Raw genomic sequence first — 24,980 nt, 5'->3', positions numbered from 1 at the left:
CCTGCGGTTAGAAATCGCAATCAGAGTATGAAACTCTCTATTATGAGAATAGCATTTTCAATGTCGAAATTAAAGCGAACTCGAACTGAGATCGGCACCCGTGTCGAACACTCAGCGTGCCGTCCAACCACCATCGACAACTATGGTCTGGCCTGTGACGTAACTTCCTGCGTCACTTGCGAGCCAGAGAACAGAGCCGACAACATCGTGCGGCGTCCCTTCGTGCGGAAGTGGAGTGTTTCGTCGCAGATACTCCGCCGATCGGTCATCGGTGTACAGCTGATCAGTGATTTCACTCCGGAAGAATCCGGGAGCAACTGTGTTCACCCGGATCGAGTGCCGCGCCCACTGGATCGCGAGTTCTGCGGTGAGTCCTGATAATCCGGCCTTACTTGCGGCGTATGACGCCTGCGGGATGCCCGGTATTCCCACCCGGCCGCTGATGGACGAGATGTTGACGACAGTGCCGCGGCCGATGGACTGCATGTGGGGGAAAGTGGCCTGCGCCAACAAGAACGGAGCGATCAAATTCAGATCCAAGGTCTTGCGGACGGCATCGAGTGGCTCGGATTCGGCTCGTTCGTAGGTGAACATGCTGCCCGCTGCGTTGATCAGAATTTCGGGCGGCCCAAGGCTTTCGACCACGGCGGGTACAACAGAGCCGACCTGGCCGGCCTCGGAGAGATCGCACTCGATGGCGGTGCCGTTGATCCGCTCGGCGAGTTCGGCTAGTTTGTCGCGGCGGCGCGCGACGACGGCAACTCGGGCGCCGAGTGAGGCAAGTGCCTCGGCTATGGCAGCGCCGAGGCCTGATGAAGCGCCCGTCACGATGGCTACCCGGCCGTCCAAGCCGAACATCCGTGCGGCGGTATCGCGGTGTGTTGTCACCGGAGACCTCGCTGCGGTGCCCTGACGGCGGAAGTGGTGAGTTCTGCGAGTCCGGCCCGCTGGATTTTTCCCATGGCGTTGACCGGCAGTGCGTCGACCTGTGACCAGAATTCCGGAACCTTGTAGGGCGACAGCTCGTTCCGGCAGAGGTCGGCAAGGATGCCGAACTCCATCGGAGGTCCGACACTTTCGACAATCGCGGCAACCCGCTGACCGAGTCGGTCGTCGGGTACCGGGTACACGGCGACCTTCGCGACATCGGGGTGCGTCGCGATGACTCGTTCCACTTCGAGCGGGTAGACGTTTGCACCACCGCGAATTATGACCAATTTCTTGCGGTCCAGGACTGTGAGCCAACCGTCGGCGTCGACAGTTCCGATATCCCCAGTCGCGAGAGGGCCGGGTTCAGTCGAAGTGACACCGCCGTGCTCCCAATGGCCGAGCATCGGCGTCCACGAGCCCGCCCATTGACCTGACCTCGCTGCTCTGACGCGCAGTTCGCCCAATTTTCCTGCAGGCAGCGGGCTTCCGTCCTCGCTGTAGGCTGCAACCTCGTACTGTGGCAGTACCTGCCCGCTGGTCCCGGGGTGCCATTCGCGCCCGGGAGGATCGATCGATACGACGGTCGGTGCTTCGGTCAGGCCGTACGTGACGCGGGGGACGAGGCCGTGCGCGTCGGTGAACGCCTGGCGCAATCCGTCCGGTGTATCGCCGCCGCCGCACCAGATCTCCTGGAGTGAACTGAGGTTGACGTCGGGACGTCGCGCGAGGTCGTACAGTTGCGCGGGGGCGCCGTTCCACACTGTGACACGCCGCGAGGCGATCCATTCGGCAACCCCGTCGACGTCGCGCCGGTTCATCACGACTGAGCACCCGCCGGCCTGGGCCGTAAGTAGCGTCGACAAGACCATGAGATTGAGGATGGTCAGCGGGAAGCTGTCGCCCTTGCGTAGTTCTGGCCCCCATCCTCTGGTCGCGCACAGGACGGCGCCGGGGAGGAGTAGGTTTCGTTGACTGTGCACCACAGCTTTGGGCTGACCCGAAGTGCCACTGGTGAAAGCGATTCCGGCGGGAGCGTCGATATCCAACTCGACCGAAGGGGCGGTCTCGTCGCGCCCGCACAATTCTGCCCACTGAGCCTCGCTGACGCAGTCGAGAGGGTCCAGCCGACAGTTCGGTCCGGCCAGGACAACACTCGGCTTGCACAGAGTTTGTAATTCTTGCTGCTCACTGGATGACAGCGCTTCGCCGATTCCCACCCAGATCGCACCGATCCGCTGAGCGCCGTGAAATGCCGCGACGATGCCGAGATCGTTGGGCAGGCATGCCGCGACACGATCGCCTGGTCGCACGCCCAGTGACCACAGCGCTCCGGCGCAGCGCCTTGCCTGTGTGTCGAGTTCGGCATATGACCAGATCCCAGATACGGCTTCCACGGCCGGGGCCTGCGGGTTTGCCGCCAGTGCCGCATCGAGCACCGTCGCTATCGTGCCGAGGACGGCGGTCCCGTTGGATTTCTTCACCACTCACTAATACCACTATCCTTGTAAAGATTCACCTGATAGCGTCGAATCGTTCTGAAGAAAAGTGGAGGTTCATTCTGATGAAGCACTCGGGTCCGTTGACCGGGGTTCGGATCGTCGATCTCACGGCGATGGTGATGGGTCCCTACTGCACGCAGATCATGGCCGACATGGGGGCTGATGTTCTCAAGATCGAAAGCCCCGCCGGCGACAACACCCGCTACATTTCGGTGGGTCCGGAACCGGGATTGGGCGGTGTGTTTGTCAACGTGAATCGTGGAAAGCGCAGTGCGGTACTGGATCTGCGAACCGATGAGGGTGCAGGTGTACTGCGTGACTTGATCGCCGATGCGGATGTATTCATCCATTCCATGCGAGGCTCGGCAATCGCAAAACTTGGTTTTGGCTACGACGACGTGGCCGCCGTCAATCCGTCGATCGTCTACACCAACTGCTACGGATACGGGCGTCGCGGGCCGGATGCCGATTTGACGGCCTACGACGACACAATTCAGGCCGAATGCGGCTTACCGCACGTGCAGGAACAGTTGACCGGCGAGAGTGGTTATGTCGGAACCATTATCGCGGACAAGGTTGCCGGCCTCACTGCCGTGTACGCCACCACGATGGCCCTCTTTCACCGCGAACGTACTGGAGAAGGCCAAGAGGTGGAGGTTGCCATGTTCGAGACGATGGCAGCTTTCATGCTGGTCGAACATGCAAATGGGGCACTGTTCACCCCGGCGCTGGGTCCGGCGGTGTATCCCCGTGCTGTGGCACCGAATCGGAAACCGTACCGGACCAAAGACGGCGAGATCTCGGCCATGGTGTACAACGACAAGCAATGGGCGGCTTTCGTCGACGCAGTCGATCCACCTTGGGCGGGTGCACATTTCGCGACTCTCGAACAACGAGCCCGTCAGATCGACACGGTGTACGCGCTGCTGGGTGAAACCTTCCTCGAACGCACGACGCAGGAATGGCTGGATCTGCTCCGATCTCACGATATTCCGGCCGCTCCGGTGAGGACACTGGACGAGTTGTTGAACAACGAGCACCTCGATGCCGTGAACTTTTTCGAAGACGTCGATACTCCCTACGGCTCAGTGCGTTTCCCTGGTCCGCCGACATGGTTCTCGCGCACGCCCGGTCGTATTGCCCGGCCGGCCCCTCGACTCGGTGAGCACACCGAGGAAGTCCTGAATGAGGTCGGTCGAGCGTGGAGTTGAATCGGTTCCTGAATCGGGGAGACCGTATTGTCATCGGACAGGCGTGCGGCGAACCGACAACGTTGATCGAAGCTCTGATCGATCAAGGGGCAGACATTGGCGGACTATCGGCATTTGTCGCAACGAGTTTCTCAGGAGTCTTCAATGCCGAAGCAAGTGAGAGCTTTTCGCTCTCCAGTATGGGGGCGATCGGAACGCTGCGATCGTTGACCAAAGTGCACAAGCTCAGTGTGATTCCGTGCCACGTCAGTCAAGTTGCGCCGATGATCGAGGCCGGGTTGATCGGGTGCGACGTTGCCTTCGTACAAGTAAGCGCTGCGGATGGGAACGGCAATCACAGCTTCGGATTGATCAGTGACTACGTTCAGGCGGCTGTGGCGAAAGCGCGCGTTGTCGTGGCGGAAGTGAATGATCAAGTCCCGTTCACCTGCGGGGAACTGTTACCGGCAGCGAAGATCGATTACGCCATCGAAGTATCCAGACCTCCGGTTACACTGGCGCCGGCAACAATTGGACCGACCGATCATGCAATTGCCGAACATGCCGCTGCGTATATCGAGGACGGTGCGGTCATCCAGGTGGGGATCGGAGCCGTGCCGGATGCGTTGCTTCGGCTGATTCGAGACCGGAAAGATCTGGGTGTTCATTCGGGAATGGTGGGCGACGGCCTCGTTGATCTGGTGGAAGCAGGCACGGTGACCAACGCACGCAAACGAATCGACACGGGAGTGTCCGTCACCGGCGCACTCATCGGCAGCAAGGAACTGTACGCGTTCGCGCACCGTAACCAGGCAATTCGCATGTGTGCGACGTCGTACACACACGACGCGGCAGTTCTGGCTCAGCTCGACAAACTGGTGACAGTCAATTCCGCACTCGAAGTTGATCTCACAGGGCAAGTCAATGCGGAGCAAAGCGGTTCGGCGTATCTCGGTGGCACGGGTGGTCAGGTGGACTTCGTCCGGGCCGGTTCGCGTTCACCGGGCGGTCACGCGATCATGGCTCTCCCCGCCACGGCCAAGGGGGGAACCGTCAGCAGGATAACCGCGCACCTGTCAGGGCCTGTCACGACGGCGCGTAGTGACATCGATGTTGTGGTCACCGAATTCGGTGCAGCCGAGCTACGAGGACAGAACCTCGCGGAACGAGCGCGACGTTTGATCAATATTGCCCATCCGGATTTTCGCGAAGAGTTGATGCGCGAAGCGCATGCAATCAGGCAGAGGGGATTCTGATGAGTGATGCTGTGTTTTCGAATGACGCCGTGTTGTTCGACGCGCGCGACGACGGCATTGCTGTCATCACGCTGAACCGACCGGAGTCCCGAAACTGTCTCGATCGAGACGTTCGCGAGGGATTACGCGACGCCTGGAACCGATTCGAATACGACCCAGCGTTGCGGGTAGCGATACTCACCGGTTCCGGCGACGAAACATTTTGTGCAGGTGGCGATCTCAAAGAGATGGTCAATACCGCAATGGCGGTACCGCCGCGCGATATGTTTGCACTTCCCTACGACACGGTCGAACTGTCAAAACCCACCATTGCCGCGGTCAACGGCGTTGCCTACGCCGGTGGTTGGATGATTGCTCAGGCCTGTGACCTGTGTGTCGCCAGCACCACCGCGAAATTTGCGGTCACGGAGGTCAAGGTGGGGAGAAGCTCGCCGTGGGCGTCGCCGCTGATTCACATGATTCCGCAGCGCATCATGATGGAAATCCTGCTCACGGGTAAGCCGATATCTTCTACGCGCGCTTACGAGATCGGTCTCGTCAACCGACTTGCCGAGCCTGCGGATCTGATGGCGACGGCTCTGGACCTGGCAACCGAAATACTCTCCGGTGCACCTCTTTCCGTCAAAGCGGCGAGAGAAACTGTGATGCTGTCGACGGAGATGGGTCGTTCGGCCGCACTCAAGGCCGCACGCCACGTATCCGAGCACTGCTACAACAGTGACGACGCACAGGAGGGGCCGGCTGCATTTGCGGAAAAGCGTCGCCCGCAGTGGATGGGGCGCTGACTGGCTCATGTGACTCGTGGACGTCGCATTGCAAGAACGTGGGGGAACGAAATGTGCCCGGTATGTCCCTTGAATCGAATAGATGTTCGAGTATAATTAGGTCAGGGTGGGGAGGCCTTGATGACTACGGTTTGCGATTCAACTTTGGTGGGGGATGTTGTAGCGGGTTCGGCTGTGGGTGTGCGGGGCAGGTTGTGGCGATTGCGACCGGCCGAGGTTCGAGACGTTGCAGTCTGTGTATCTGCGGAAATTCTTCGGCTGGAAGCGATTCGAGTTGCCGCGGTCGACGAATTGGCGCTCAATCCGGACGAGCAGGTGCTCTGTTACCGCGGTGTGGGGCGGTGGCTGGCGGCGAACACGATGCTGCAGAACGCGGCCGGTAACAAGATCGCCGCCCTCGGTGCCGCACTGCGGGGGTTCCCGGATATTACTGCCCAATTCGAGGCCGGCGATCTCTCGCTCGATCATGCGGCAATGATCGTCGCGTTCTGTGAATCTCCACCAAAAGGAATGCCGGACAGGGCGTTACCGTCCTGTATGAAGACTCTGTTGGCTGCGGCATCCGGGGTGGAGGCGACCACTATCAAGCTGCGGTATGCGATTGCGGTTTTGGAGCGGATTTTCGAATCCGATGAGATCCCGCCCGGTGAGGATGATGATCTCAATGTGTTGCGGATTTCGCCGACGCTCAACGGGCGCGTGGCGATCAAGGGTGATTTCGACGCGTTGACCGGTGAGATGTTGTTGTCGGCCCTCTCGGGGTTGTCGATGCCGAAACCGGCCGCGGACGGAACCCCGGATCAGCGGTCGGCTGCCAAACGCACCGCCGACGCGTTCACGGAACTGATTCGCCGCTATCTCGACAATGCCGTCACCGGTGTTGATGGTGGTCAGCGTCCGCACGTGAATGTGCACATCACCGCGAAAGACCTTGCCGAGCATCGGGAATGCACCACCACGCGCAGCGAAACAGCATCAGACTGTGCAGATGCCGACGTCAGTGATGGCGAGTTCTACGGCAGTGCCTTCGATGGCGATGAGCCTGATTTCGAAGATCTTGATGTCGGGTACCTGCCGTGGATGGGCCCGCTCAGTGTGAGCCTGACCCGGATGCTCGCCTGCGATTGCATGCTCTCCACAGTGTTGATGGACGGCAACGGGGCACCGCTGGATGCGACCCCGCACAAACGCCTCGTCACACCCGAGCAACGCACCGCTTTGATCGCCCGGGACAAAGGCTGCGCCTTCCCCAACTGCGATGCCGTACCTGCTTGGTGCGACGCCCACCACATAAAACCGTGGTCGGTCGGCGGTTTGACGGTGATGGACAATCTCACCCTCCTCTGCCGTAGCCACCATCGGTTGATTCACAGCACCAGCGGGTTCCGCGGGATCTGGGAAATCAAGATGGGCGACGATCACAAACCGTGGTTCATCCCACCGTCGGCAATCGACCCGAAACAACGACGCCGACGCTCCACAACCCGCCAAGGTCCAGTTCACCGAGACTGAATCCGGCTCCGCCGGAAACTGAACACCGCGTGCAAGCTTCGCATCACGAGCTAAGACGATGCGAAGCCAACACGCATGTGTCCATTTACCGAACGGCAGGGAGGTACGGAGCAAGCTCCGGTTCAGGATTCACGTCGAATGACCGCAGTGCCATGGCGAGCATCGAGTAGCAGCCAACTGTGAACACCATATCCATCAGTTGCTCGGTGTTGAACTCCTCGGCCAGCGCCGACCAGGTCAGCTCACTTACCATGCCGTCCGCCAGCAGTTCGTCTACAGCACTGAGCAGGGACCGTTCCAGTGATGACCACTCGGATGCACCCGGGCCGTCCGCGACGCGAAGGATTTCGTCTTTCGTCATGCCGGCAGTTTCGGCAAGGATGACGTGCTGGGCCCATTCGTAATCGGATCGCCGAACCGACGCGACGCGGAGTACAAGCAGTTCCCGTTTCCTGTCGGTAAGCGAAGTCCCAGAAAGCAAGTGCGCGTTGAAGGACAGGAATGGCATCGCCAATGCGGGATATCGGGCCAGGGTCCCGACCAAGTTAAGTCCAGCCTTGCCGGCCCGTTGCGGATCGGCAGCAACGGTCGTTCGGAAGCCGTCGAAGAATTCCCTCATCTCGGGCGTCCATTGTTGTGGTGTTGCAGGCGAAATTCGAGCCATCGGCTGTAAATCCTCTCGGGTAGCGAACGTGCTTTCGATCAGGTGTTCCGGCCACCGTTGACACCGATGCTCTGCCCGGTGACGTAACCGGCTTCCTCGCTGGTGAGGAACGCACAGACAGCCGCCACATCCTCTGGTTGGCCGATCCGGCCGACGGGTGTTCTTGCTGTCTGCTGGTCGAGGTCGATGAATCCTTTCTCGACTGTGTTGCGCAGCATCGGGGTGTCGATGAATCCGGGAGGAACCGTATTGACGGTGATTCCGAATTTGGCGAATTCGAGCGCCAGCACTTTGGTGAGGCCGACAACTCCTGATTTGGCGGCCACGTAGCCGGCCAAGCCGGGGGCACCGCTGTGAATGCTCGATGACGAGATGTTGACGATCCGGCCCCAGCCTTCTTCGATCATGTCTGGCAGCACAGCCTGGCAACAGTCGAACGTGCCGGTCAGGTTGATCGCGAGTGAGCGGTTCCACGTTTCGGCAGTGATCTCGAGGAAGGGGCCGTCGATGCTCAATCCGGCGCTGTTCACCAGGATGGCTGGTCGTCCTAGACGTGCACGCGCTTCGTTCAATCCTGCGTCGATCGCGGCGCGGTCGGTCACGTCGACGGTCAATCCGATGGCTTTGCCGCCCGACAATTCGATCGATGACGCCAACGCCTCGGCGGCACTGCCGTCGATATCGAAGATCGCCACCATCGCGCCGTCAGAGACGAGTCGCCGGCTGATCGCTGCTCCGATTCCCGATGCCCCACCAGTGACTACCGCGGTGCGATTGCTCACTTGATGCTCTCGTGGCCGACCAGGGTTGAGCGATGCATGCGGCGCGGCTCGCTCCGGTCGAACTCGCAGGCCCGGTGGACGAGGCCGGAGTTGTCCCAGATCACCAGGTCACCTTCGGACCACGTGTGCCGATACACCAGTTCTTGTGTTGTGGCACGCTTTTCGAGATCGTCCAGGAGCGCACGACTTTCGTCGAAGTCCATTCCGACGACGTGCGATGTTGTCGCCCCGAACACGAGCGATTGCCGACCCGATTCATGCTGCCACACCAAGGGATGTTCCACTTCACGGCGCGAGGCCCATTCCTTCAATTGAGTCGGTGTCGGATCTGGGTACGTCAGCCGCTGAATTGCCGCGAAGGTGTGGACTACGCGCAGATCGGCGAACAGTTTCTTCTCGTCGTCTGATAGCGCCTCGTATGCGGCGTAGGTACTGGCGAATTCGGTTTCACCACCGCGGTCGGCCGTGACGCGGGCACTCATCACGGACGCCTTCGGTGCGATCTTGTCGAGTAGGCCGTCGATGTGCCAGAAGTCATTACTGGCAAGGTATTCCGCATTGGGGTTGGAGGGGTCGAAGCTGATCTCCATCACTTCTTCCGCGTCGTACGGTGGGAAGCGGGAGAAGTTGATCAGTGTTCCGAGTTTCCGGCAGAACTCGACTTGCGTGCGATCGTCGACATTGATCTTGCGAAACAGCAATACGCCATGTTTTTCGAGTGCAGTCATACACGCGTCTGCGAGACCGTCATCGCGGAGTAGCCGATCGGTATCGACGCCCAGAACCTCCGCACCGAGATTGTTGCCGAGTTTCTTGATGTCAAGCGTGGTCATGGCTACTCCTGGATCAGTCGGGGACATGCGGATTCCGCATGTTCGTCAGTGGTCGTTGGTACGACGGGTCTGTTGTGCTGCGCGACGGGGCGCCGTTGACGTGAATAACCGTGCGTCCCGTGACGTAGACGACGGCGCCCTGCTCTGCGAGCGCCAGCGCGATTCCTTTCCCGATACCGCGACTGGCGCCCGTGACCACAGCAACTTTGCCCGACAGAGAACTCATCTCCCGTGCTATTTCAGGAAGCGTCAGCGGTGTAGCCGAGCATGCCCTTGATCTCCAGGTAGTCGTGGAAACCGAACCCGCCCCACTCACGTCCGTTGCCGCTCTTCTTGTAGCCGCCGAACGGTGCGGCGAAGTCGAATCCGTCATTGATGGCGACGGACCCGGCGCGGATCCGTCGAGCGACGGCGCGAGCTTGCTCGAGGTCCGCGCCGGCAACAAATCCGGCGAGGCCGTACTCGGTGTCGTTTGCGATGTCGATGGCGTCGTCGATGTTGTCGTAGCCGAGAATCGTGAGAACCGGTCCGAAGATTTCCTCGCGGGCGATGGTCATGTTGTTGGTGACGTCGGCAAAAACGGTGGGGCGGACGTAGTAGCCCGTCGGCAAGTCGTCCGGACGTCCGAGGCCGCCCGCAACCAGCGTCGCACCTTCGCCGATCCCCTTGTCGATCAGGGACTGGATCTTCTCGAACTGGGCCTCGGACACTACGGGGCCGATTGCAGAATCGCCGCCCGGATCACCCACGGTCACCTGTGATGCTGCCTCTTGCGCGGCGCTGATGGCTTCTGCCATCCGGGAATTGGGCACAAGCATGCGTGATGGTGCGCTGCACGTCTGTCCGGAGTTCATCATCATGGTTGCCACACCCTTGGCGACGTTCTCGGCGAAGTCGCCGTCGTCGAGGATGATGTTGGGGCTCTTGCCGCCGAGCTCCTGCGAGACTCGCTTGACGCCGGGTGCGGCGTTGGTGGCGATGTCGATGCCGGCGCGGGTGGAGCCGGTGAACGAGATCATGTCGACGCCCGGGTGTGCGGACAGTGCTGCCCCGACAGTGGGTCCGTCGCCCTGGACGAGGTTGAACACGCCGGCGGGAACTCCTGCAGCGTCGAGGATTTCGGTGAAGATCTGGCCGGTGAACGGTGACTTCTCCGAAGGTTTGAGCACCATGGTGCAACCAGTTGCCAGTGCGGGGAAGACTTTCACGGCAATGAGGCTGATCGGCCAGTTCCACGGGGTGATCAATCCGCAGACTCCGATCGGTTCTTTGACGATCAGTGAATCGCCCTGCTGCTCCTCGAAGACGAAGTTCTCGAGCGCATCGATCGCGGTGGTGAGATGACCGGCACCAAGGTTCACCTGGAAACCGTTGGCCAGCGCGTTCGGTGCGCCCATCTCCTCGGTCAGAGCTGCAGCGAGGTCGCCCATCCGGTTCTGATACTCGGTGAGAATGTTTCGCAGAATCGTGAGTCGTTCCTCGCGGCTGGTTGCAGACCAACTCGAGAACGCGTCGCGTGCTGCTGCAACGGCGCGGTCGACGTCTGCCGGTGATCCTGATGCTACTGTGCCGCAGACCTTCTCGGTCGCAGGATTGACAACCTCCAGTGTGCTGGACTCCGCTGGATCGACCCATTGTCCGCCGATGTAGAACTTCAGATATTCACGCATGACTGTTCTGGTCCCTTTCGCAGTGTTCGTGAGTACTCGTCGAGCCGGGCATGATGCGAGCTGGAATGTTCACTGAGTGCCTTCTGCGTACCACGTTCGGAACTCGTCGTAGCTCGGCATTTCCTCGGAATTCGCCTTGGGGTCGACGGCAACGTGGATGACGCCCGGCTTACCGCTGGCGTAGGCGCGCTTGATCGCCGGCGCGATATCCTCGTCGCGGTCGACGTACTCCCCGTAGCAGCCGAAGCCTTCGGCAACCTTGTCGAGCCGCGTATCTGTGCTCCAGTGAACACCGGTCTCGAGTGATCCCTGGCCGTAGGTGCGTTTGTAGACACCCACCTCGAGTCCCCACGCGTAGTCGACGGCAACTACGCAGACCAGCGGCAGGTTGAGTCGCGCAGCGGTTTCCAGTTCTGCGATATGGAATTGGAACGACGAGTCGCCGGTGATCAACATGATGGGGCGTTGGCCGCCGTCAGCTACACCGGCGCCGACGGCATACGGGAGCCCGGTGCCGAGGTGGCCGAAGTTCTGATTCCACATCACGTCGTGGGGTTTTGCCTGTGAGTACGTCCAGCCGAAGATAGTGGTGGCGCCGCCGTCTCGGACCATGATGCCGTCGCTCGGGAAATCCTTGGTCGCCTCGACAATCAGACGAGCGGGATGCACCGGAGTCATACCGGACGGCGCGGTTTCGGCAAGTTCCGCCAGCTGCGCCGCATCCTGTGTGATCCAGCCGTCGAGCTCGGGGGTTGCCGTGCGCGGTGCATCCCACAGCGCGTCGGAGAGTTGGGGAACAATCGCGCGGAGATCGCCGACGAGGGGCACGTCGATCCTGCGGTTGACGCCGATCGCCTCCGGATCCTGTTCGACGAGGATCCATTTCCGGTTCGCTTCGTTTGCGATCCAGTGCCGGCCCCGGCCGTAGTGGACCGGCTCTCCGAGTTCGGTGCCGATTGCCAGGCACAGGTCGGATTTCACCACGGCGTCGACAGCGGCGGAGGAGAAGCCGTATGGAAAGGTGCGGTTCTCGAGTCCTTCGATGAAGGAGGTGCCCCCTGAGGTCTGAATGACAGGGCAGGCCATGGCATCTGCGAGTGCCTTGACGGATTCGCCGGCGCGGGAGGTGTGGACTCCGTGCCCGATGAGCAGAATGGGTTGCTGGGCCGCTTGGATCAATTTCACCGCTTCGGCAACGAAGTCTGGACCCGCAGTCTGTCCGACCATGCGATACGCATTGGGGGGCAACGGGTCTGGCACGTCCAGCTCTTCCTGGATGATGTGGGAGGGGTATTCGATGTACACGGGTCCAGGGGTGCCGGACAGCGCTTTCCGCAGTCCTTCGCGGATAATTTCGTCCGTCTGATCGGCGTATTCGATACTGGCACTGTATTTTACGGATGCTTCGAAGAGGTTTGCCTGTTTGACGAATTGAATGCGCCCACGTCGAACGCGCTGTTCGGTGATGCGGGCGCGCTGGCCACCGAGGAAGATCACCGGTGAGTTCTCGACTTTGGCGCACATCATGGCGCCGGCCAGGTTTGCGACGCCGGGGCCAAGGGTGCCGATACACACCGCGGCCTTGCCGGTCATGCGCGATACGGCCTCAGCCATGAATCCGGCCGACTCTTCATGGTGCGGCGCAACCACATTCCATCCGCGTTCATCGGCGAGGTGGAACATGTGCACGAAGTTCGGGTCGGGGATTCCGAAAATCGTGTTGATGCCCTCGGCTTCGAAGAGCTGCAAAATGCGTTCGTAAACCTTAACTGACATGTGCGTTGCCCTCCATGGCTATCGCAAAACTCCTGGTGATGTGGTCGACGTGAGCTGACGGGACGACAGGCAGGATCCACGGATCGCGGATGTCGCGGATGGCGTCGATCTGCCTTCCAACCTCCTCGATCGACCATGACGGTTGGTACACCCCGGGGGTTTCGGCGATGAATGCCCGAGCAACGCGGCCGCCGATTGTCACCAGCATTTCGCCGGTGATGGAACAGGATTCGTGAGCCAGCCAGGCGGCCGTCGGGGCCGTGAGTTCCGGTCCCATGGGCGGGTACGACGACGTGTCGAGCCCGTCGGCCAACCGCGTGATCGCTGCGGGAATGACGACGTTGGACAAGACGCCGTGGTCGGCACCCTCGATTGCTGCCACGTTGGACAGTCCGATGATGCCGGCCTTGGACGCCGCGTAGTTCGCGATGCGGTTGTTTCCGTACAGACCGCCGATCGACGAGGTCAGCACGATCCGGCCGTATCCGGCGTCGCACATCAGCGGGAATGCCGGCCGCAGTGCGTGAAATGCGCCGCGGAGGTGAACGTCGAGAACTGCGTCGAAATCCTCGTACGTCATCTCCGTCAGCGGTGCGTAGCGGTTGTTTCCGGCGTTGTGGATGAGGATGTCGATACGTCCGTAGTGCTCGATGGCCGCGTTGACGATCGCCTGGCCGCCCGGTGCGGTTGCAACGGAGGCAGTGCTCGCGACTGCATCGCCGCCGGCAGCAGTGATCTCCGCGACGACCGCACTGGCGACTCCGCTATCTGTATTCTCACCGCTGATCCCGACACCGGGATCGTTGACGACCACTTTGGCCCCTTTGGACGCGAGTAGTAGTGCGTACTCACGTCCGATTCCTCTGCCGGCGCCGGTAATGACGGCAACACGACCGTCGAAGCGGGCCTCAGACATCGAGTTTCAGGCCTTCCAATGTGCCTGTGTCCCGCCAGGTTTGAAGGATTTCGCCCAGTTCGTAGAAGCCGCCCCAGAACGGGTCGCCGAGGAATGAGCGCCCGTTCGGCTCGCCTTCGCTGTTGTAATAGCCGGGGGTGCATTCCGACGTGAACGTGCTGTTGTCGATCGAGTGGGCCCGGATGGTCTGGATCCAGCCTTCTTCGGCTGCCGCGGTGGGTTCGACATGCGTGGCTCCGCGCGCCTGGGCCTCTTTGATGATGTACGCGATATGGTCGGCCTGCTGCTCGAACATCAGCGTTGTCGATGCGGTGACTCCGCCTTGAACGAAGCCGGTGGCGAAGTGGTTGGGGAAGCCGTGCGCCATGACACCGTGCAGGGTGCGGAATCCCTTGCCCCAGTGGTCGTAGAGGGAGGTTCCGTCGCGACCGGCAAACGGCGCGATGTCGAACTGGCGGTCGAGCGCGGTGGTGATCTCGAACCCACTCGCGAACACGATCGCGTCGAACTCGAGCTCGACGCCGTCGACCATCACGCCCTTCTCGGTGATCCGTTCCACGCCTTTGGTTTCCGACACATCGATCAGAGTGACGTTCGGGCGATTGAAGGTCGGGAGATAGTCGTCGTTGAAGACGGGACGCTTGCACATGTTGCGGTAGTACGGCTTCAGTAGTTCCGCAGTGTCCGAGTCGTCGACGATCTCCTCGATCCGTCGGCGGAGCCGCTCCATCGATCGGTAGTCCTCGATCTCCTTGAGTTCCATGAACTTCACCGGATCGGCGAGCGCAGCCCAGCCGTTGGTTTCGGTCAGTTTCGCGGCCATGTTGCGCGACACTTCGGTCCAGCCGTCGCAAATGAGATCCGGCTCGCCGGGGGAGTAGAAGGCAAAGGCGGCATTGTGGAAGTTGCGCTGACGTGCTGCCCGCCAACCTGGCTCTAGACTGTTCACCCATTGAGGATCGGTCGGGTAGTTGGCTCGCTCGAAGATGTACGACGGTGTCCGCTGGAAGACGGTCAGGTGCTTCGCGCCTTTTGCCAGGTGAGGGATCGCCTGAATACCACTCGATCCGGTGCCGATGACGGCGATTCGTTTGTCGGCGATCTTGTCCAGCCCGCCGTGCAGGTCGCCGCCGGTGTAGTCGTAATCCCAACGAGCCGTGTGGAATGTGTGTCCCTTGAAGTCCGTGATCCCGGGGATACCCGGAAGCTTCGGCCGGTTGTATGGGCCCTGTGCCATGACGACAAAACGAGCACGGATCTCGTCGCCGCGATTGGTACGGATCTGCCAGCGATTGATCTCCTCGTCCCATTCCAGCGAGCGGATCAAGGTATGGAAGATCGCATTGTCGTAGAACCCGAAGTGCTTACCGATGCGCTGAGCGTGCTCGAAGCACTCGTCGCCGTGCGAGAACCGCTCCTTCGGCATGTAGCCGGTTTCCTCGAGCAGCGGGAGGTAACAGTAGGCGTCCGAGTCGATCTGGATTCCCGGGTAGCGGTTCCAGTACCAGACGCCGCCGAAGTCGCCACCGAGTTCGACGATCTTGAAGTCTGTGACGCCCGCCTGCTGAAGGCGGTGCGCGGCAATGAGGCCGCAGAATCCACCGCCGAGGACTACGACCTCGATGTCGTCGGTGATGGGCTCGCGCGGTTCGACGGGCAGGTGCGGATCGCTCTCGTAGAAACCCGCGAATTCGTCGGCGGCCTCCACGTACTGCTGCTGACCTTCGGGACGAACACGCTTGTCGCGTTCGAGGAGGTACTTCGCCCGGAGAGCGTCGATGTCGACTTCGGGAGTGTGTGTGGGCGCGCAAGGCGTCATGGCCGTAGCTTGGGTCGGTGCGGTCATCGGATCTTCTTTCGTCAGAGCAAGTCAGTACACGAATGTGAGGAGTCAGGCGAAATCCACCGGCGCACCGGTACCCATGTACGTGGCTAGGTTGTGGTGGAGGTTGACGATGCTGCGTTCGCGGTACGGGTTGGGTTTCGGCCCTGAAAAGCCTTGCGACTTCATACCTTTCTGGACCGCAGCCATGTTCACGAAGTCTTGTGGCAGGACGGTTCGCCAGGCCGGATCCTCCGGCGGGGTGAACTCCCATTCGGTTTCCGGTTCCTCGCCGGCGGGGAAGAGTTCGTAGACAGCGGCCTCGAAGATGCACTTGTTCGGATCGTCGCCGTATGGCCGGGCGCTGTAGCAGAGCATGTTGTTCAGGGCGTGCCCGATTTGGAAGTTCGGGAAGATCTGCCACGCTGTGCCACTTGCGGCGACAACCTGTGGGTCGACGGTCGGCCAGATCACGCCACGCGCTTCGTCGTCGCGCCTGGCCGAATCCAGCCAGTGACGCAGAACCTGATCCGATGGGGTGCCCTCGGGGAGTTCGTCGATCAGTCGCTGGGCCGCATCGACGAGGGTCCGAGTTGTATTGGTGTTTGCATTTTCCCACGTGAAGTTCTGCATTTCGATGGTCGACTTACGGGGGTCCGCGCCGCTGCCGATGCGCAGTTTTGCCTGGTTTTCTTCCATGCCCTTCGGTGCGTCGTAGCCGATGTTGCTGTGCTTACCTTGGGCGCGGGACCAACCGAGAAAATTCCCGAAGTTCATGAACTCCGGGTGGGTGTACGGAACATGGTAGGTCTCCATGAACGCTTCGAGCGCAACTTTCCAGTTGCAGTCGAAGACAAGCCATTTGCGCCAGCGGTACCGCATGTTCTCGAGGTGGAAATGATCGAGAAGTGAAGCCGCGGGCTCGAGATAGTCACGCAGAGGTTCGCAGCCCGGATCCATGTTGATCCAGATCCATCCACCCCAGGTGTCCACGGTGACACCACGCAGCTTCGTTGATTCCTCGGTCAACCCACACGGCCAGTCCTGACGTTCGGCGGCGAAGGTGTTCTTGCCGTCGAGGTCGTACCGCCAGCCGTGAAACCCGCAGATGAATTGCCTTGCCTGGCCGCGGGCTTCGTGGGCACCGGGCGGCGTGTCGACGAGTCGGCGACCGCGGTGGGAGCAGACGTTGTGATAGGCACTGATCGTGTCCGGGGTCGAGCGCACGATGATGACCGATTCATCGAGAATTTCGTAGGTGAGAAAGTCGCCGACCTTGGGAATTTCCTCCACCCGACCGACCTGCTGCCATACTTTCGACCACAGCTTGTCGCCCTCGGCGCGGGCATACGTCTGCGAAATGTATGCCTCCACACCGATGGTGAGTGGTGTGGAATGTGACTCGGTTACAGTCGATTCCGGAATGCTCTCGGCGGTGTCGGTCATGGTGTCTCCTCTTCACATCGGTTCTGTGTCAGTGCGTTATCGCGTCGCGGAACGATTCGTCCTTGAGAAAAAGTGACGTGTGATCTGGGCCCATGTGCGTCCACTTGAGATTCAGTCCGCCGTCCACGAGCAATGTCTGTCCGGTGATGTAGGTCGAGAGATCCGACAGCAGGAAGAGAATTGCACCGGCTTGCTCCTCAGGGCGGCCGCGTCGACCCATCGTGATGGCGCGGCGATCACGCTCGGGATCGTCGTCGACGTAGGTGGAGGACGCAGGGGTGGCGGTCACGCCGGGAGCGATGGCGTTCACTCGAATACCGACTTCGGCGAGTTCCACGGCCATCGTGCGGGTTGCCGCGACCAAGGCGGCTTTTGCACTGCCGTAACCGATATGAAAAGGCGCGGTGTTCATTCCGCTGATCGACGAGATCGACACGATGGAACCCGGACGGCTCTGCGCCTTCAATTCCGACGCGACCATCTGGCTCATGAAGAACATCGTTTCGAGATTTGCCGTGAACAATTCACGCCAGTCCGCTCGGGTGACGCGAGTGGACGGCATCCAGGTTGCAGGGGCAGCGCCGCCGGCGACGTTGACCAATCCGTGCAGTTTGCCGTCGGTGCGTCGAATCTGCTCCCGCACGATGGCAATACCGTCGTCGGTGGACGCATCGGCCGCGAGTGGGATGATCGAAAGACCCTGCGCGATAAGTGGTGCGATGTGGGTGTCGAGGTTTTCCTTGGAACGGCTCACGGCGATCACGGTTGCTCCGGCGCGGGCAAGCATGCTCGTTACCGACGTGCCGATCCCGCCGCCTGCTGCGCCCGAGACAACCACGATGCGTCCGTCCAGACCGACAAAGCTGTCGCCAACTTGGCTGTTGCTCATGGCGCGGCTCACACTGCCTTGCGTAGTGCCAGGACGCTGCCCTCTGCATCTGCGGAGACGTAGATTGTTCCGTCCGGTCCGGCCGCGATGCCGGCGAACGGGCCCTGAGGACCGGAGAACGGCGCTAGTCCCAGCAGCGGCTTGGGGGTGACACCCTCGGGTGCGCCCACCGGCAGATTGCCGGCAACTCGCTGCTGAATCTTGGTCGACAGATCGAAGCTGATCAGGGCTTTTGTTCCGACATCGACGATGTAGAGCACGCCGCCCCGAACAAGAATTCCCTGCGGGTTCTCGAGTCCGTCGACGATCGTGTCGACGCTGGAGCCGTTGATCGCGACGATTCGTCCGGCGCCGGCTTCGGAGACCAGGCAGGTACCGTCCGCGGTGAAGGCCACGCCCATCGGGTCGTGCAGTCCCGAGGCCAATTCTTCAACCTGCCCGCTCGACCCGACGGCAACAACTTTGCCTGCTCCCAGGTCGGCAACCGCGATGGTTCCGTTCGCGGAGACCGCGACACCGTAGAGTTGGTCGAGTCCTTCGGCGAGGACCTCACTTTCAGCGGTGACGGCGTTGTAGCGCGAAACGGTTCCGTTGCCCGCGACGATGAATTCGCCGTCGCCGACGGCCGTCATTCCGCGGATGTAACCGGGGTATCCTGGGCTGAAAAGCATTCCGAGAGTGCGGAGTTCGCCGCTCGGTTCGAGTGCGAGCAAGAAGGTGCCATCGGCGATGTACAACGTGCCGTCCGGGCCAACGGTCAAATCCAGGGGCCAAGTCAAACCGTCGGCCAAGGCGGTGCGGGTTCGGCCACCATCGAGGATCTCCGTGATCTGGCCGGTGAAACTCGATACGAACAGTCGATCACCTACGAAGGTGAGGTTGTCGAGTCCGGGATTGAGGCTTGCCAGTACGGTGCGATCGCCGTTGCGGGGATTGATCCGCAGCACTTCGCCCGACGCCACCTGGGTGGAGACGATGAAGCCCTCGGAGTCGAACTTGACTGCGTCCGGGACGCCGAGATCTGCTGCGACGCGTTCGGGTTCACCGTTGCCGTCGGGGTCGATGCGCCAGATTTCGTTGGTCCCGAGCACCGGGTAGTACAGCTTCCCGTCGGGACCGACCTCCATGCCGTTGGGCATCGGGAGGTTTTCGAGAAGTATCCGGGGTGCGCCGCCGTCGAGGCTCAGTTCCATCAACCGGCCACCGATGCGGCACTCGTTGACGAACAGTCGCCCCTGGTGGAACGTGATTCCGTTGACTCCGGGGAGGTCGTCGCGCAAAAGCCGCGTGCTGCCGCTTGATTCGCGCACGCTGACCCGGCCGTCGTAGTACTCGGTGATGTACAGGTCACCGGTGGGATCGAAGGCGACGTCGTCGGGCGCAACGATGTCGCTGCCCATGGCGCTGATGGTCTCGAGGTTGCCGGTGTTGATGTCGAGCGCGCTGATCTGGCTGCCTGCCACCTGTGCCACGTAGACGCGGCCGTCCGGTCCGGTGCGGAGTCCGTTTGCGCCGAACAGCCTGCTCGGGGGAGTGAGCCGGGTGAGATTCCAGCCCTCGGCGAGGGTGAATTGCGCTGGGCTGGTGTAGCGGGCCGCCTGTGTCAAGGAGTGCCTCCTGTGGTGAGGAGAGATTTTTGGGGGTGAGTAGACGGGCCTCGACTGACCGATTGGGTCGTGACGTGCGCCACTCTTCGTTGATCGTGAGCTAATCACGGAACCCTAAGCATTTCAAGTATTGCAATCCTTAGGAGGATGGAAGTACGATTCTCGCTATATGTGTGTCTGATTTCCGGTTTTGACGCAGCACTGATCGTGGGCAGTACTGATGACCGCCATGTGCGTATGTGCAGTACGGCGGTTTGTTCGCTGTGAGTCCGGCGCTGCTGGCCGGCGGGCAAGGGGTTTTGACTGTCCTTGGTGGACAGCGACTTTCGTTCGCCCTGACCTTCGAGCAATCCGGCACACTTCGGCTATATGCCGGACGGAGGCATGATCGAGACCGTAAGTCCAGGTGCTGATCTGCCCGAAGGCGGGTTAGCGCGCGACTACCTTTGGGCCGGCCTCGGCGTCACGCGATGCGGTCACTGCATTGCCTACATCCGCGAAGGCATCCACGATTCGTGCGTGGTTGGCCCGCTCTGCGATCACTTTCCACCCTCCTCTGGACGCAACCGTGGATACCGTTTATTCCGGTAACGCGATGGCGTGCAAGACTGGTGGATGAACCGCTGAGTCATCCGTTCCGGATAGGTGCCGTTTCTACGGCAATAGGGTGAAAATCGCGGCGGGTGAAAATCACAAGGGTGGCAAATGTACGAATCGAATTTGTTCTCCGACTCCAGTGCGACGGAGTCGGCCGAGATCGAAAAAACTGCAGAGGAATTGGCGTCCGAACGCACCGCATCTGTGGCGGAACGTTCCAACGCCGACACCGCTGAACAGCGCCAGTCGCAACTGTTCAGCGGGTAGTTTTTCGGCGCCGAGACGGGTCAGGATTCTTTCAGGACGGAGATCACGTTTCCGGCCGGGTCGGTAAACCAGGCGATATCGGGGCCGTTGCCTCGCATGATGCCGTTCTCCTCCTGCGGGAAGCCGTCGTATTTGACGAACTCCACTCCGCGGCCGGTCAGTTCGTCGACCGCACTGTCGATATCGTGCACGAGGAAATTCAGGATCGTGTACGACGCGGGTTCGTGATTCGGCTTGGGATAGACGAGTATTTCGGTCCCACCTGCTAGGTGCAGGCGGATAATTCCCATTTCCTCGTCTGTGACCTTCAATCCAAGGGTTTCGCCATAGAATTTCTTGGCTGCGTCAATGTCGTCGACAGAGAATCCGCTGATGGCCTTTGTGCTTCCGAGTGCGCTCATTTCTTGTCCTCACTCATGGTCGACTCCATCTCTGCTCGGGCTGCCTCGCTGAACTCGATAATCTGGATGTAGTTGCCATCGGGATCGATCGCAGTGGCAAACCAACTGCCGCCGCGGTCTTCGAGCGGGGCGAACCAGGCTCCGTCGAGCGCATCGATCCGCTTCGCAATTGCGCGCGCATCGTCGGTCTCGATATTGAGGAACATTCGGCCGGGTTCTTTGTTGGTGTCGCCGATGTCGTCGCGTTTGTCGATCATCACGTAGAAACCGTTGAAGTCGAGGACGTCGTAGCCGGGTTCTCCGGGTGTTCGGTCGACTTTCGGCGCAAATGCCTGCGCATACCAGTCGCGCAGCCGATCTGGGTTGGTGCTGGAGAGCAAAATGCTCCCGATGCTGGATCCGGACATGCTTCCTCCTGCTGGTAGCCGTACGGGCGAGTCGAGAAGGACTGCCTAGATTTATAGACTGCCCACTTCCGCAAAAGTCATCGCACGATACTCAGATATGTTCGGACACCAGGATTGCCGTCGTGCCGGGTTCGAGCGCTCGGAAGATATGTTCTTCGTCGCCGGGGTAGGAGAGGTAGTCACCCGGGCCCAGTTCGACGGGGTCGGTAGTCGGTCCGACTTCGGCTCGACCATGACCGATGACAACGTGTTCGGTGGTTCCGCGTGCATGCGGCGTGGATATGCGCGGTTCGCCCGGCTCGGCGACTATCCGGTAGAGGTCGCGCCGGGCATTCGGTGGGCTGGGAGCCAGAAGCGTCGCAATGTACGACGCGTTTGCAGACCCAATGGCCGGGCCGTCACCGGCGCGAATCAACTGGACAGGGTGCGACGGAGAGTCGACGAGTTGCGCGAACGGAACGCCCAGCGCGTTTCCGAGAGCCCACAACGTTTCCAGGCTGGGGTTTCCCAGGCCGGATTCGAGTTGTGAGAGTGTCGATTTGGCGATGTCGGCCCGTCGTGCGACTTCGGAGATGCTCAGTCCGGCTCGGGTGCGCTCTCGTTTGAGCGCACGCGCAACCAGTTGCTGAGGTGTGCTGTCCCCACTCACCATTGTTCGATGCTCCGATCATTCGTTCGCCTTGACGAACGGTGTCAGTTCGTTCAACATAGAATACATGCGTTCTCTATGGCGAACACTTGATCGTGACACTGTCCGGGTGGCCGCGTTGATTTGCGCGTCTGTGGCCGTGGTGGGGGTGTCCTACGGCGTCACTGCCGGGTCTGCCGGATTCTCGCTCTGGCAACTGCTTGTGCTTGCGATCCTGGTGCTCGGGGCATCGTCGGAGTTTCTGTTCATCGGGATCATCGCCGTCGGCGGAAGTCCGGTCGCGGCGGTTCTTGCCGGGTTGCTGATCAATTCACGAAATTTTGCCTACGGATTATCTGTCGGCTCATTCCTCGGCCAAGGCTGGCGGCGAGTGGTGGGCGCGCACCTGGTCAATGACGAATCCGTGGCGATTGCCACCGCTCAGTCCACTCTCGCGCGAAAGCGAGCGGCCTTCTGGCTGTGCGGAATCGGAATCGCGATCTGCTGGCCGCTCGGTGCGTTGACGGGCGGAATTCTCGGCTCGGTGGTCCAGAATCCGGCGACGCTCGGACTGGACGCCGCGTTTCCGGTCGTGATTCTCGCGCTGGTGTTGCCGGCATTGAAGGAGAGACTCACGTTGATTGCGGCGTCCGTCGGCGCGGTTGTAGCGGTGGGCACTTCGACCTTCTTGCCATCGGGAATGGCCCCACTTGTGGCCTTGTTGGGGATGGCTGCTGTCCTCCCGTTTCGGGAGAACGCCCGATGAGCGCACTGGGCGTGAGTGTTGCGATCATCGTATTTGCCTGTGGCACTTATGCCTTGCGGGTCAGTGGAGTTCTACTCCGGGCTCGGGTTGCACTGTCCGCTGGGGCGCTTGCGTCGCTCGATCGCAGTATTGTGTGTCTGCTGGTTGCCGTAGCGCTGACGTCGATGCTATTCGACGGCAACGATTTTGGTGGGCCCGCACGTGTTATCGGCGTGAGCGCCGGCGCGATTGCTGCGTGGTTCAAAGCTCCACTGGTTGCGGTGGTGTTCGTCGCGGCGGGCGTCACCGCACTGCTGCGGTTGTCAGGAATTGCGTAGCGCAGCGTGCGGGTTTGTCAATCGTGCGCGTATTCCGTCGATGAACAGGTCGAGGCCGAACTGGAAGCGGACGGTGGGATCGCCGGCGAGGAGATCGTCGTCGGATCCGCCGCCGATGATCTCCGGGGCGTCGGGGGAGATGGGAGCCCTGGTCAGGGCGCCGAGTTCTTCCATTTGGGCGCGAGACTGTTCGTCGACGGTATGCCCGAGGACGTAGTACAGGACTGCGTAGGCTGCGAGTTCGGCATGTTCCCGTGACAGGCCTGACGTGAGTCCGGCAGTCACGAAGTTCTCGCGCACCTCGCTTGTCGTCATCCGTGACGCGAAGGTGGCGCTCACCAACTCGGCGCCGTCGCGGTGCGCCAGCAGAGCGGACCTAAGTCTGTGTGCCAGTTCGGAATAGGATTCTTCCCAGTTCTCGGCGTCGATCGGGGTGTCCACGCCCTCGAGGATCTTGTCGACCACCGCGCCGAGCAAAGTCTGCTTGTTCGGGAAATGCCAGTACAGGGCGCCGGGCTGAACGCCGAGAGACGTGGCGAGTCTGCGCATCGTGAGGTCGGCCAGGCCGAATTCGTCGAGGATCGCCATAGCGCCGTCCAGAACGTCTCCGCGTCGCAACTGCACGTGTTTGCCCCTCGTTCTCTGTGGATCGAACCGATGGCCTCATCGGAGCTTGCCTTTGACAGTATTCCACCTCGTCTCTAACGTGAACACCGTTCAACTTGTACGGTGTTCAATTTTCCAGTCTTGAAGGAGACTCCCGGTGACTCCGACCTCGGTAAGCACGGCGCCCGCTTCGATCGACATCCTCGACCTCGCCCGCGAGCAGGTCCTCGAACGCGGCGAAGGCCTGAGCGAAAGCCAGGTGCTCGACGTACTTCGATTGGGCGACGAACGCCTGGAGGACCTGCTGGCCCTCGCCCACGATGTGCGTATGAAATGGTGTGGGCCCGAAGTCGAGGTCGAAGGCATCATCAGCCTCAAGACCGGCGGTTGCCCCGAGGACTGCCATTTCTGCTCGCAGTCCGGGCTTTTCCAATCTCCCGTGCGTGCGGCGTGGCTCGATATTCCCAGCCTGGTGGAGGCTGCCAAGCAGACGGCCAAATCGGGTGCCACGGAATTCTGCATCGTTGCCGCCGTCCGTGGGCCGGACGCGAAGTTGCTGGCGCAGGTCGCGGCCGGAATCGAAGCGATCCGCAATGAGGTCGACATTCAGATCGCCTGCTCGCTCGGCATGCTGACGCAGGAGCAGGTTGATCAACTCGCCGCGATGGGAGTGCACCGGTACAACCACAACCTGGAAACCTCGAAATCGCATTTCCCGAACGTGGTCACCACTCACACGTGGGACGAGCGGTGGAACACGTTGCGCATGGTTCGCGAAGCGGGCATGGAAGTGTGCTGTGGCGGAATTCTGGGAATGGGCGAGACGTTGGAGCAGCGAGCGGAATTTGCCGCGAACCTCGCTGAACTGGAGCCAGACGAGGTCCCGCTCAACTTCCTCAATCCGCGTCCGGGAACGCCGTTCGGCGATCTCGAGGTCCTTCCCGCAAGCGAGGCGCTGAAGTCCGTGGCGGCATTCCGCCTCGCATTGCCGCGCACCATCCTGCGTTTTGCCGGTGGGCGTGAGATCACGCTCGGTGACCTTGGTGCCAAGCAGGGAATCCTCGGCGGCATCAATGCCGTCATCGTCGGTAACTACCTCACGACGCTCGGCCGTCCAGCCGAAAGTGACCTCGATTTGCTCATCGATCTGCAGATGCCGATCAAAGCCCTGAACGACACGCTGTGACCGAGTCGGTCACGGACGAGCGATACAACCCGTACACCGGGCGTCGACTCGTCGAGGGCGTCGAAGACCCGACGCCGGCCGCTGCGTCGCTCGGACTCGAACCACCTCGGTTCTGCGAGCACTGCGGTCGGCGCATGATCGTGCAAATCAGCCCAGACGGGTGGTGGGCAAAGTGCTCACGTCACGGAGTGGTCGACTCGATCGACGCAAAGCTCAGGTAGCGCGCGG

At 61.1% G+C, this 24,980-nt stretch carries 25 protein-coding genes and 1 pseudogene; 9 read left to right on the top strand and 17 right to left on the bottom strand.

The annotated features are described in order from the left end of the window. Window positions 1-111 precede the first annotated feature (111 nt). Together C7T36_RS01125 and C7T36_RS01120 are read right to left on the bottom strand one after the other, a co-directional pair. Window positions 112-888 (bottom strand): SDR family NAD(P)-dependent oxidoreductase, encoded by a 777-nt coding sequence (locus C7T36_RS01125; RefSeq protein ID WP_233365225.1) that lies wholly within the window; start codon window positions 886-888, stop codon window positions 112-114. Continuing rightward, entirely contained in the window at window positions 885-2,414 is a 1,530-nt protein-coding gene (locus C7T36_RS01120; RefSeq protein WP_258190564.1) for a class I adenylate-forming enzyme family protein, read from the bottom strand. Before C7T36_RS01120 ends, C7T36_RS01125 begins: the two co-directional genes overlap by 4 nt. Before the next feature lie 77 nt (window positions 2,415-2,491). On the opposite strand from C7T36_RS01120, the gene C7T36_RS01115 reads away from it, so the two are divergent. The 4 genes from C7T36_RS01115 to C7T36_RS01100 all read left to right on the top strand — a co-directional run bounded on the left by C7T36_RS01115 (window position 2,492) and on the right by C7T36_RS01100 (window position 7,172). Continuing rightward, on the top strand, window positions 2,492-3,640 hold the full coding sequence (locus tag C7T36_RS01115; protein ID WP_045070235.1) for a CaiB/BaiF CoA-transferase family protein: 1,149 nt from the start codon (window positions 2,492-2,494) through the stop codon (window positions 3,638-3,640). Then, the gene (locus tag C7T36_RS01110; RefSeq protein WP_045070233.1) at window positions 3,631-4,875 is read left to right on the top strand and encodes an acetyl-CoA hydrolase/transferase family protein; all 1,245 of its coding nucleotides are present in this window, start codon (window positions 3,631-3,633) and stop codon (window positions 4,873-4,875) included. Before C7T36_RS01115 ends, C7T36_RS01110 begins: the two co-directional genes overlap by 10 nt. Further along, window positions 4,875-5,660, top strand: a complete 786-nt coding sequence (locus C7T36_RS01105; RefSeq protein ID WP_045070230.1) for an enoyl-CoA hydratase/isomerase family protein — start codon at window positions 4,875-4,877, stop codon at window positions 5,658-5,660. The genes C7T36_RS01110 and C7T36_RS01105 overlap by 1 nt, the downstream gene beginning before the upstream one ends. Window positions 5,661-5,780: 120 nt before the next feature. Beyond that, complete coding sequence (locus C7T36_RS01100; protein ID WP_045070228.1) at window positions 5,781-7,172, top strand: HNH endonuclease signature motif containing protein; 1,392 nt, start codon at window positions 5,781-5,783, stop codon at window positions 7,170-7,172. Window positions 7,173-7,257: 85 nt separating this feature from the next. Here C7T36_RS01100 and C7T36_RS01095 read toward each other — a convergent pair whose 3' ends face one another. The 11 genes and pseudogenes from C7T36_RS01095 to C7T36_RS01045 form a co-directional block, all read right to left on the bottom strand. Then, on the bottom strand, window positions 7,258-7,836 hold the full coding sequence (locus C7T36_RS01095) for a carboxymuconolactone decarboxylase family protein (protein ID WP_045070226.1): 579 nt from the start codon (window positions 7,834-7,836) through the stop codon (window positions 7,258-7,260). A 38-nt stretch (window positions 7,837-7,874) separates the two neighbouring features. Next, window positions 7,875-8,618 (bottom strand): SDR family NAD(P)-dependent oxidoreductase, encoded by a 744-nt coding sequence (locus C7T36_RS01090; RefSeq protein ID WP_045070224.1) that lies wholly within the window; start codon window positions 8,616-8,618, stop codon window positions 7,875-7,877. After that, on the bottom strand, window positions 8,615-9,451 hold the full coding sequence (locus tag C7T36_RS01085) for a TauD/TfdA family dioxygenase (RefSeq protein WP_045070222.1): 837 nt from the start codon (window positions 9,449-9,451) through the stop codon (window positions 8,615-8,617). The genes C7T36_RS01090 and C7T36_RS01085 overlap by 4 nt, the downstream gene beginning before the upstream one ends. A gap of 109 nt (window positions 9,452-9,560) precedes the next feature. Continuing rightward, window positions 9,561-9,677: pseudogene (locus C7T36_RS30425) on the bottom strand (SDR family NAD(P)-dependent oxidoreductase); the annotation flags it as partial. A gap of 13 nt (window positions 9,678-9,690) precedes the next feature. Continuing rightward, entirely contained in the window at window positions 9,691-11,121 is a 1,431-nt protein-coding gene (locus C7T36_RS01075; RefSeq protein WP_045070218.1) for an aldehyde dehydrogenase family protein, read from the bottom strand. Between the two features lie 69 nt (window positions 11,122-11,190). Further along, the gene (locus tag C7T36_RS01070) at window positions 11,191-12,897 is read right to left on the bottom strand and encodes a thiamine pyrophosphate-binding protein (RefSeq protein WP_045070216.1); all 1,707 of its coding nucleotides are present in this window, start codon (window positions 12,895-12,897) and stop codon (window positions 11,191-11,193) included. After that, a complete protein-coding gene (locus C7T36_RS01065) occupies window positions 12,887-13,813 on the bottom strand; it encodes an SDR family NAD(P)-dependent oxidoreductase (RefSeq protein WP_045070214.1) in 927 nt (308 codons plus the stop codon). The genes C7T36_RS01070 and C7T36_RS01065 overlap by 11 nt, the downstream gene beginning before the upstream one ends. After that, complete coding sequence (locus C7T36_RS01060; protein WP_233365756.1) at window positions 13,806-15,659, bottom strand: NAD(P)/FAD-dependent oxidoreductase; 1,854 nt, start codon at window positions 15,657-15,659, stop codon at window positions 13,806-13,808. Before C7T36_RS01060 ends, C7T36_RS01065 begins: the two co-directional genes overlap by 8 nt. Window positions 15,660-15,704: 45 nt before the next feature. Beyond that, a complete protein-coding gene (locus C7T36_RS01055) occupies window positions 15,705-17,081 on the bottom strand; it encodes an SRPBCC family protein (protein ID WP_045070212.1) in 1,377 nt (458 codons plus the stop codon). 28 nt (window positions 17,082-17,109) lie between these two features. Continuing rightward, a complete protein-coding gene (locus C7T36_RS01050) occupies window positions 17,110-17,970 on the bottom strand; it encodes an SDR family NAD(P)-dependent oxidoreductase (protein ID WP_033230943.1) in 861 nt (286 codons plus the stop codon). An 8-nt stretch (window positions 17,971-17,978) separates the two neighbouring features. Next, window positions 17,979-19,577: an SMP-30/gluconolactonase/LRE family protein gene (locus C7T36_RS01045; RefSeq protein WP_239654795.1), complete on the bottom strand. Its 1,599-nt coding sequence runs from the start codon at window positions 19,575-19,577 to the stop codon at window positions 17,979-17,981. A gap of 705 nt (window positions 19,578-20,282) precedes the next feature. On the opposite strand from C7T36_RS01045, the gene C7T36_RS29970 reads away from it, so the two are divergent. After that, window positions 20,283-20,441, top strand: a complete 159-nt coding sequence (locus C7T36_RS29970) for a hypothetical protein (protein ID WP_165826276.1) — start codon at window positions 20,283-20,285, stop codon at window positions 20,439-20,441. Window positions 20,442-20,461: 20 nt separating this feature from the next. On the opposite strand, the gene C7T36_RS01040 is transcribed toward C7T36_RS29970, so the two are convergent. The 3 genes from C7T36_RS01040 to C7T36_RS01030 all read right to left on the bottom strand — a co-directional run bounded on the left by C7T36_RS01040 (window position 20,462) and on the right by C7T36_RS01030 (window position 21,901). Then, complete coding sequence (locus C7T36_RS01040) at window positions 20,462-20,842, bottom strand: VOC family protein (protein WP_045070209.1); 381 nt, start codon at window positions 20,840-20,842, stop codon at window positions 20,462-20,464. Further along, the gene (locus C7T36_RS01035) at window positions 20,839-21,249 is read right to left on the bottom strand and encodes a VOC family protein (RefSeq protein WP_045070208.1); all 411 of its coding nucleotides are present in this window, start codon (window positions 21,247-21,249) and stop codon (window positions 20,839-20,841) included. The genes C7T36_RS01040 and C7T36_RS01035 overlap by 4 nt, the downstream gene beginning before the upstream one ends. A gap of 91 nt (window positions 21,250-21,340) precedes the next feature. Next, window positions 21,341-21,901: a helix-turn-helix domain-containing protein gene (locus tag C7T36_RS01030; protein ID WP_084703021.1), complete on the bottom strand. Its 561-nt coding sequence runs from the start codon at window positions 21,899-21,901 to the stop codon at window positions 21,341-21,343. 64 nt (window positions 21,902-21,965) lie between these two features. Here C7T36_RS01030 and C7T36_RS01025 point away from each other — a divergent pair, with 64 nt between their 5' ends. Next, entirely contained in the window at window positions 21,966-22,643 is a 678-nt protein-coding gene (locus C7T36_RS01025; RefSeq protein WP_045071069.1) for an AzlC family ABC transporter permease, read from the top strand. Next, entirely contained in the window at window positions 22,640-22,960 is a 321-nt protein-coding gene (locus tag C7T36_RS01020; protein ID WP_045070207.1) for an AzlD domain-containing protein, read from the top strand. Before C7T36_RS01025 ends, C7T36_RS01020 begins: the two co-directional genes overlap by 4 nt. Here the strand turns inward: C7T36_RS01020 and C7T36_RS01015 are convergent. After that, the gene (locus C7T36_RS01015; protein WP_045070205.1) at window positions 22,946-23,584 is read right to left on the bottom strand and encodes a TetR/AcrR family transcriptional regulator C-terminal domain-containing protein; all 639 of its coding nucleotides are present in this window, start codon (window positions 23,582-23,584) and stop codon (window positions 22,946-22,948) included. The two genes, C7T36_RS01020 and C7T36_RS01015, sit on opposite strands and share 15 nt — an antisense overlap. Window positions 23,585-23,723: 139 nt before the next feature. On the opposite strand from C7T36_RS01015, the gene bioB reads away from it, so the two are divergent. Together bioB and C7T36_RS01005 are read left to right on the top strand one after the other, a co-directional pair. Beyond that, window positions 23,724-24,752 (top strand): biotin synthase BioB, encoded by a 1,029-nt coding sequence (gene bioB / locus C7T36_RS01010; protein ID WP_033230938.1) that lies wholly within the window; start codon window positions 23,724-23,726, stop codon window positions 24,750-24,752. Further along, the gene (locus C7T36_RS01005; RefSeq protein WP_033230937.1) at window positions 24,749-24,973 is read left to right on the top strand and encodes a hypothetical protein; all 225 of its coding nucleotides are present in this window, start codon (window positions 24,749-24,751) and stop codon (window positions 24,971-24,973) included. The genes bioB and C7T36_RS01005 overlap by 4 nt, the downstream gene beginning before the upstream one ends. Window positions 24,974-24,980 lie beyond the last annotated feature (7 nt).

Origin of the sequence: Rhodococcus sp. AD45-ID, assembly GCF_003023755.1 — a bacterium.
Classification (GTDB): Bacteria; Actinomycetota; Actinomycetes; order Mycobacteriales; family Mycobacteriaceae; genus Rhodococcus_F; species Rhodococcus_F globerula.
The sequence above is the reverse complement of the archived record's forward strand: the minus strand, read 5'-3'. Positions and strand labels throughout refer to the sequence as shown.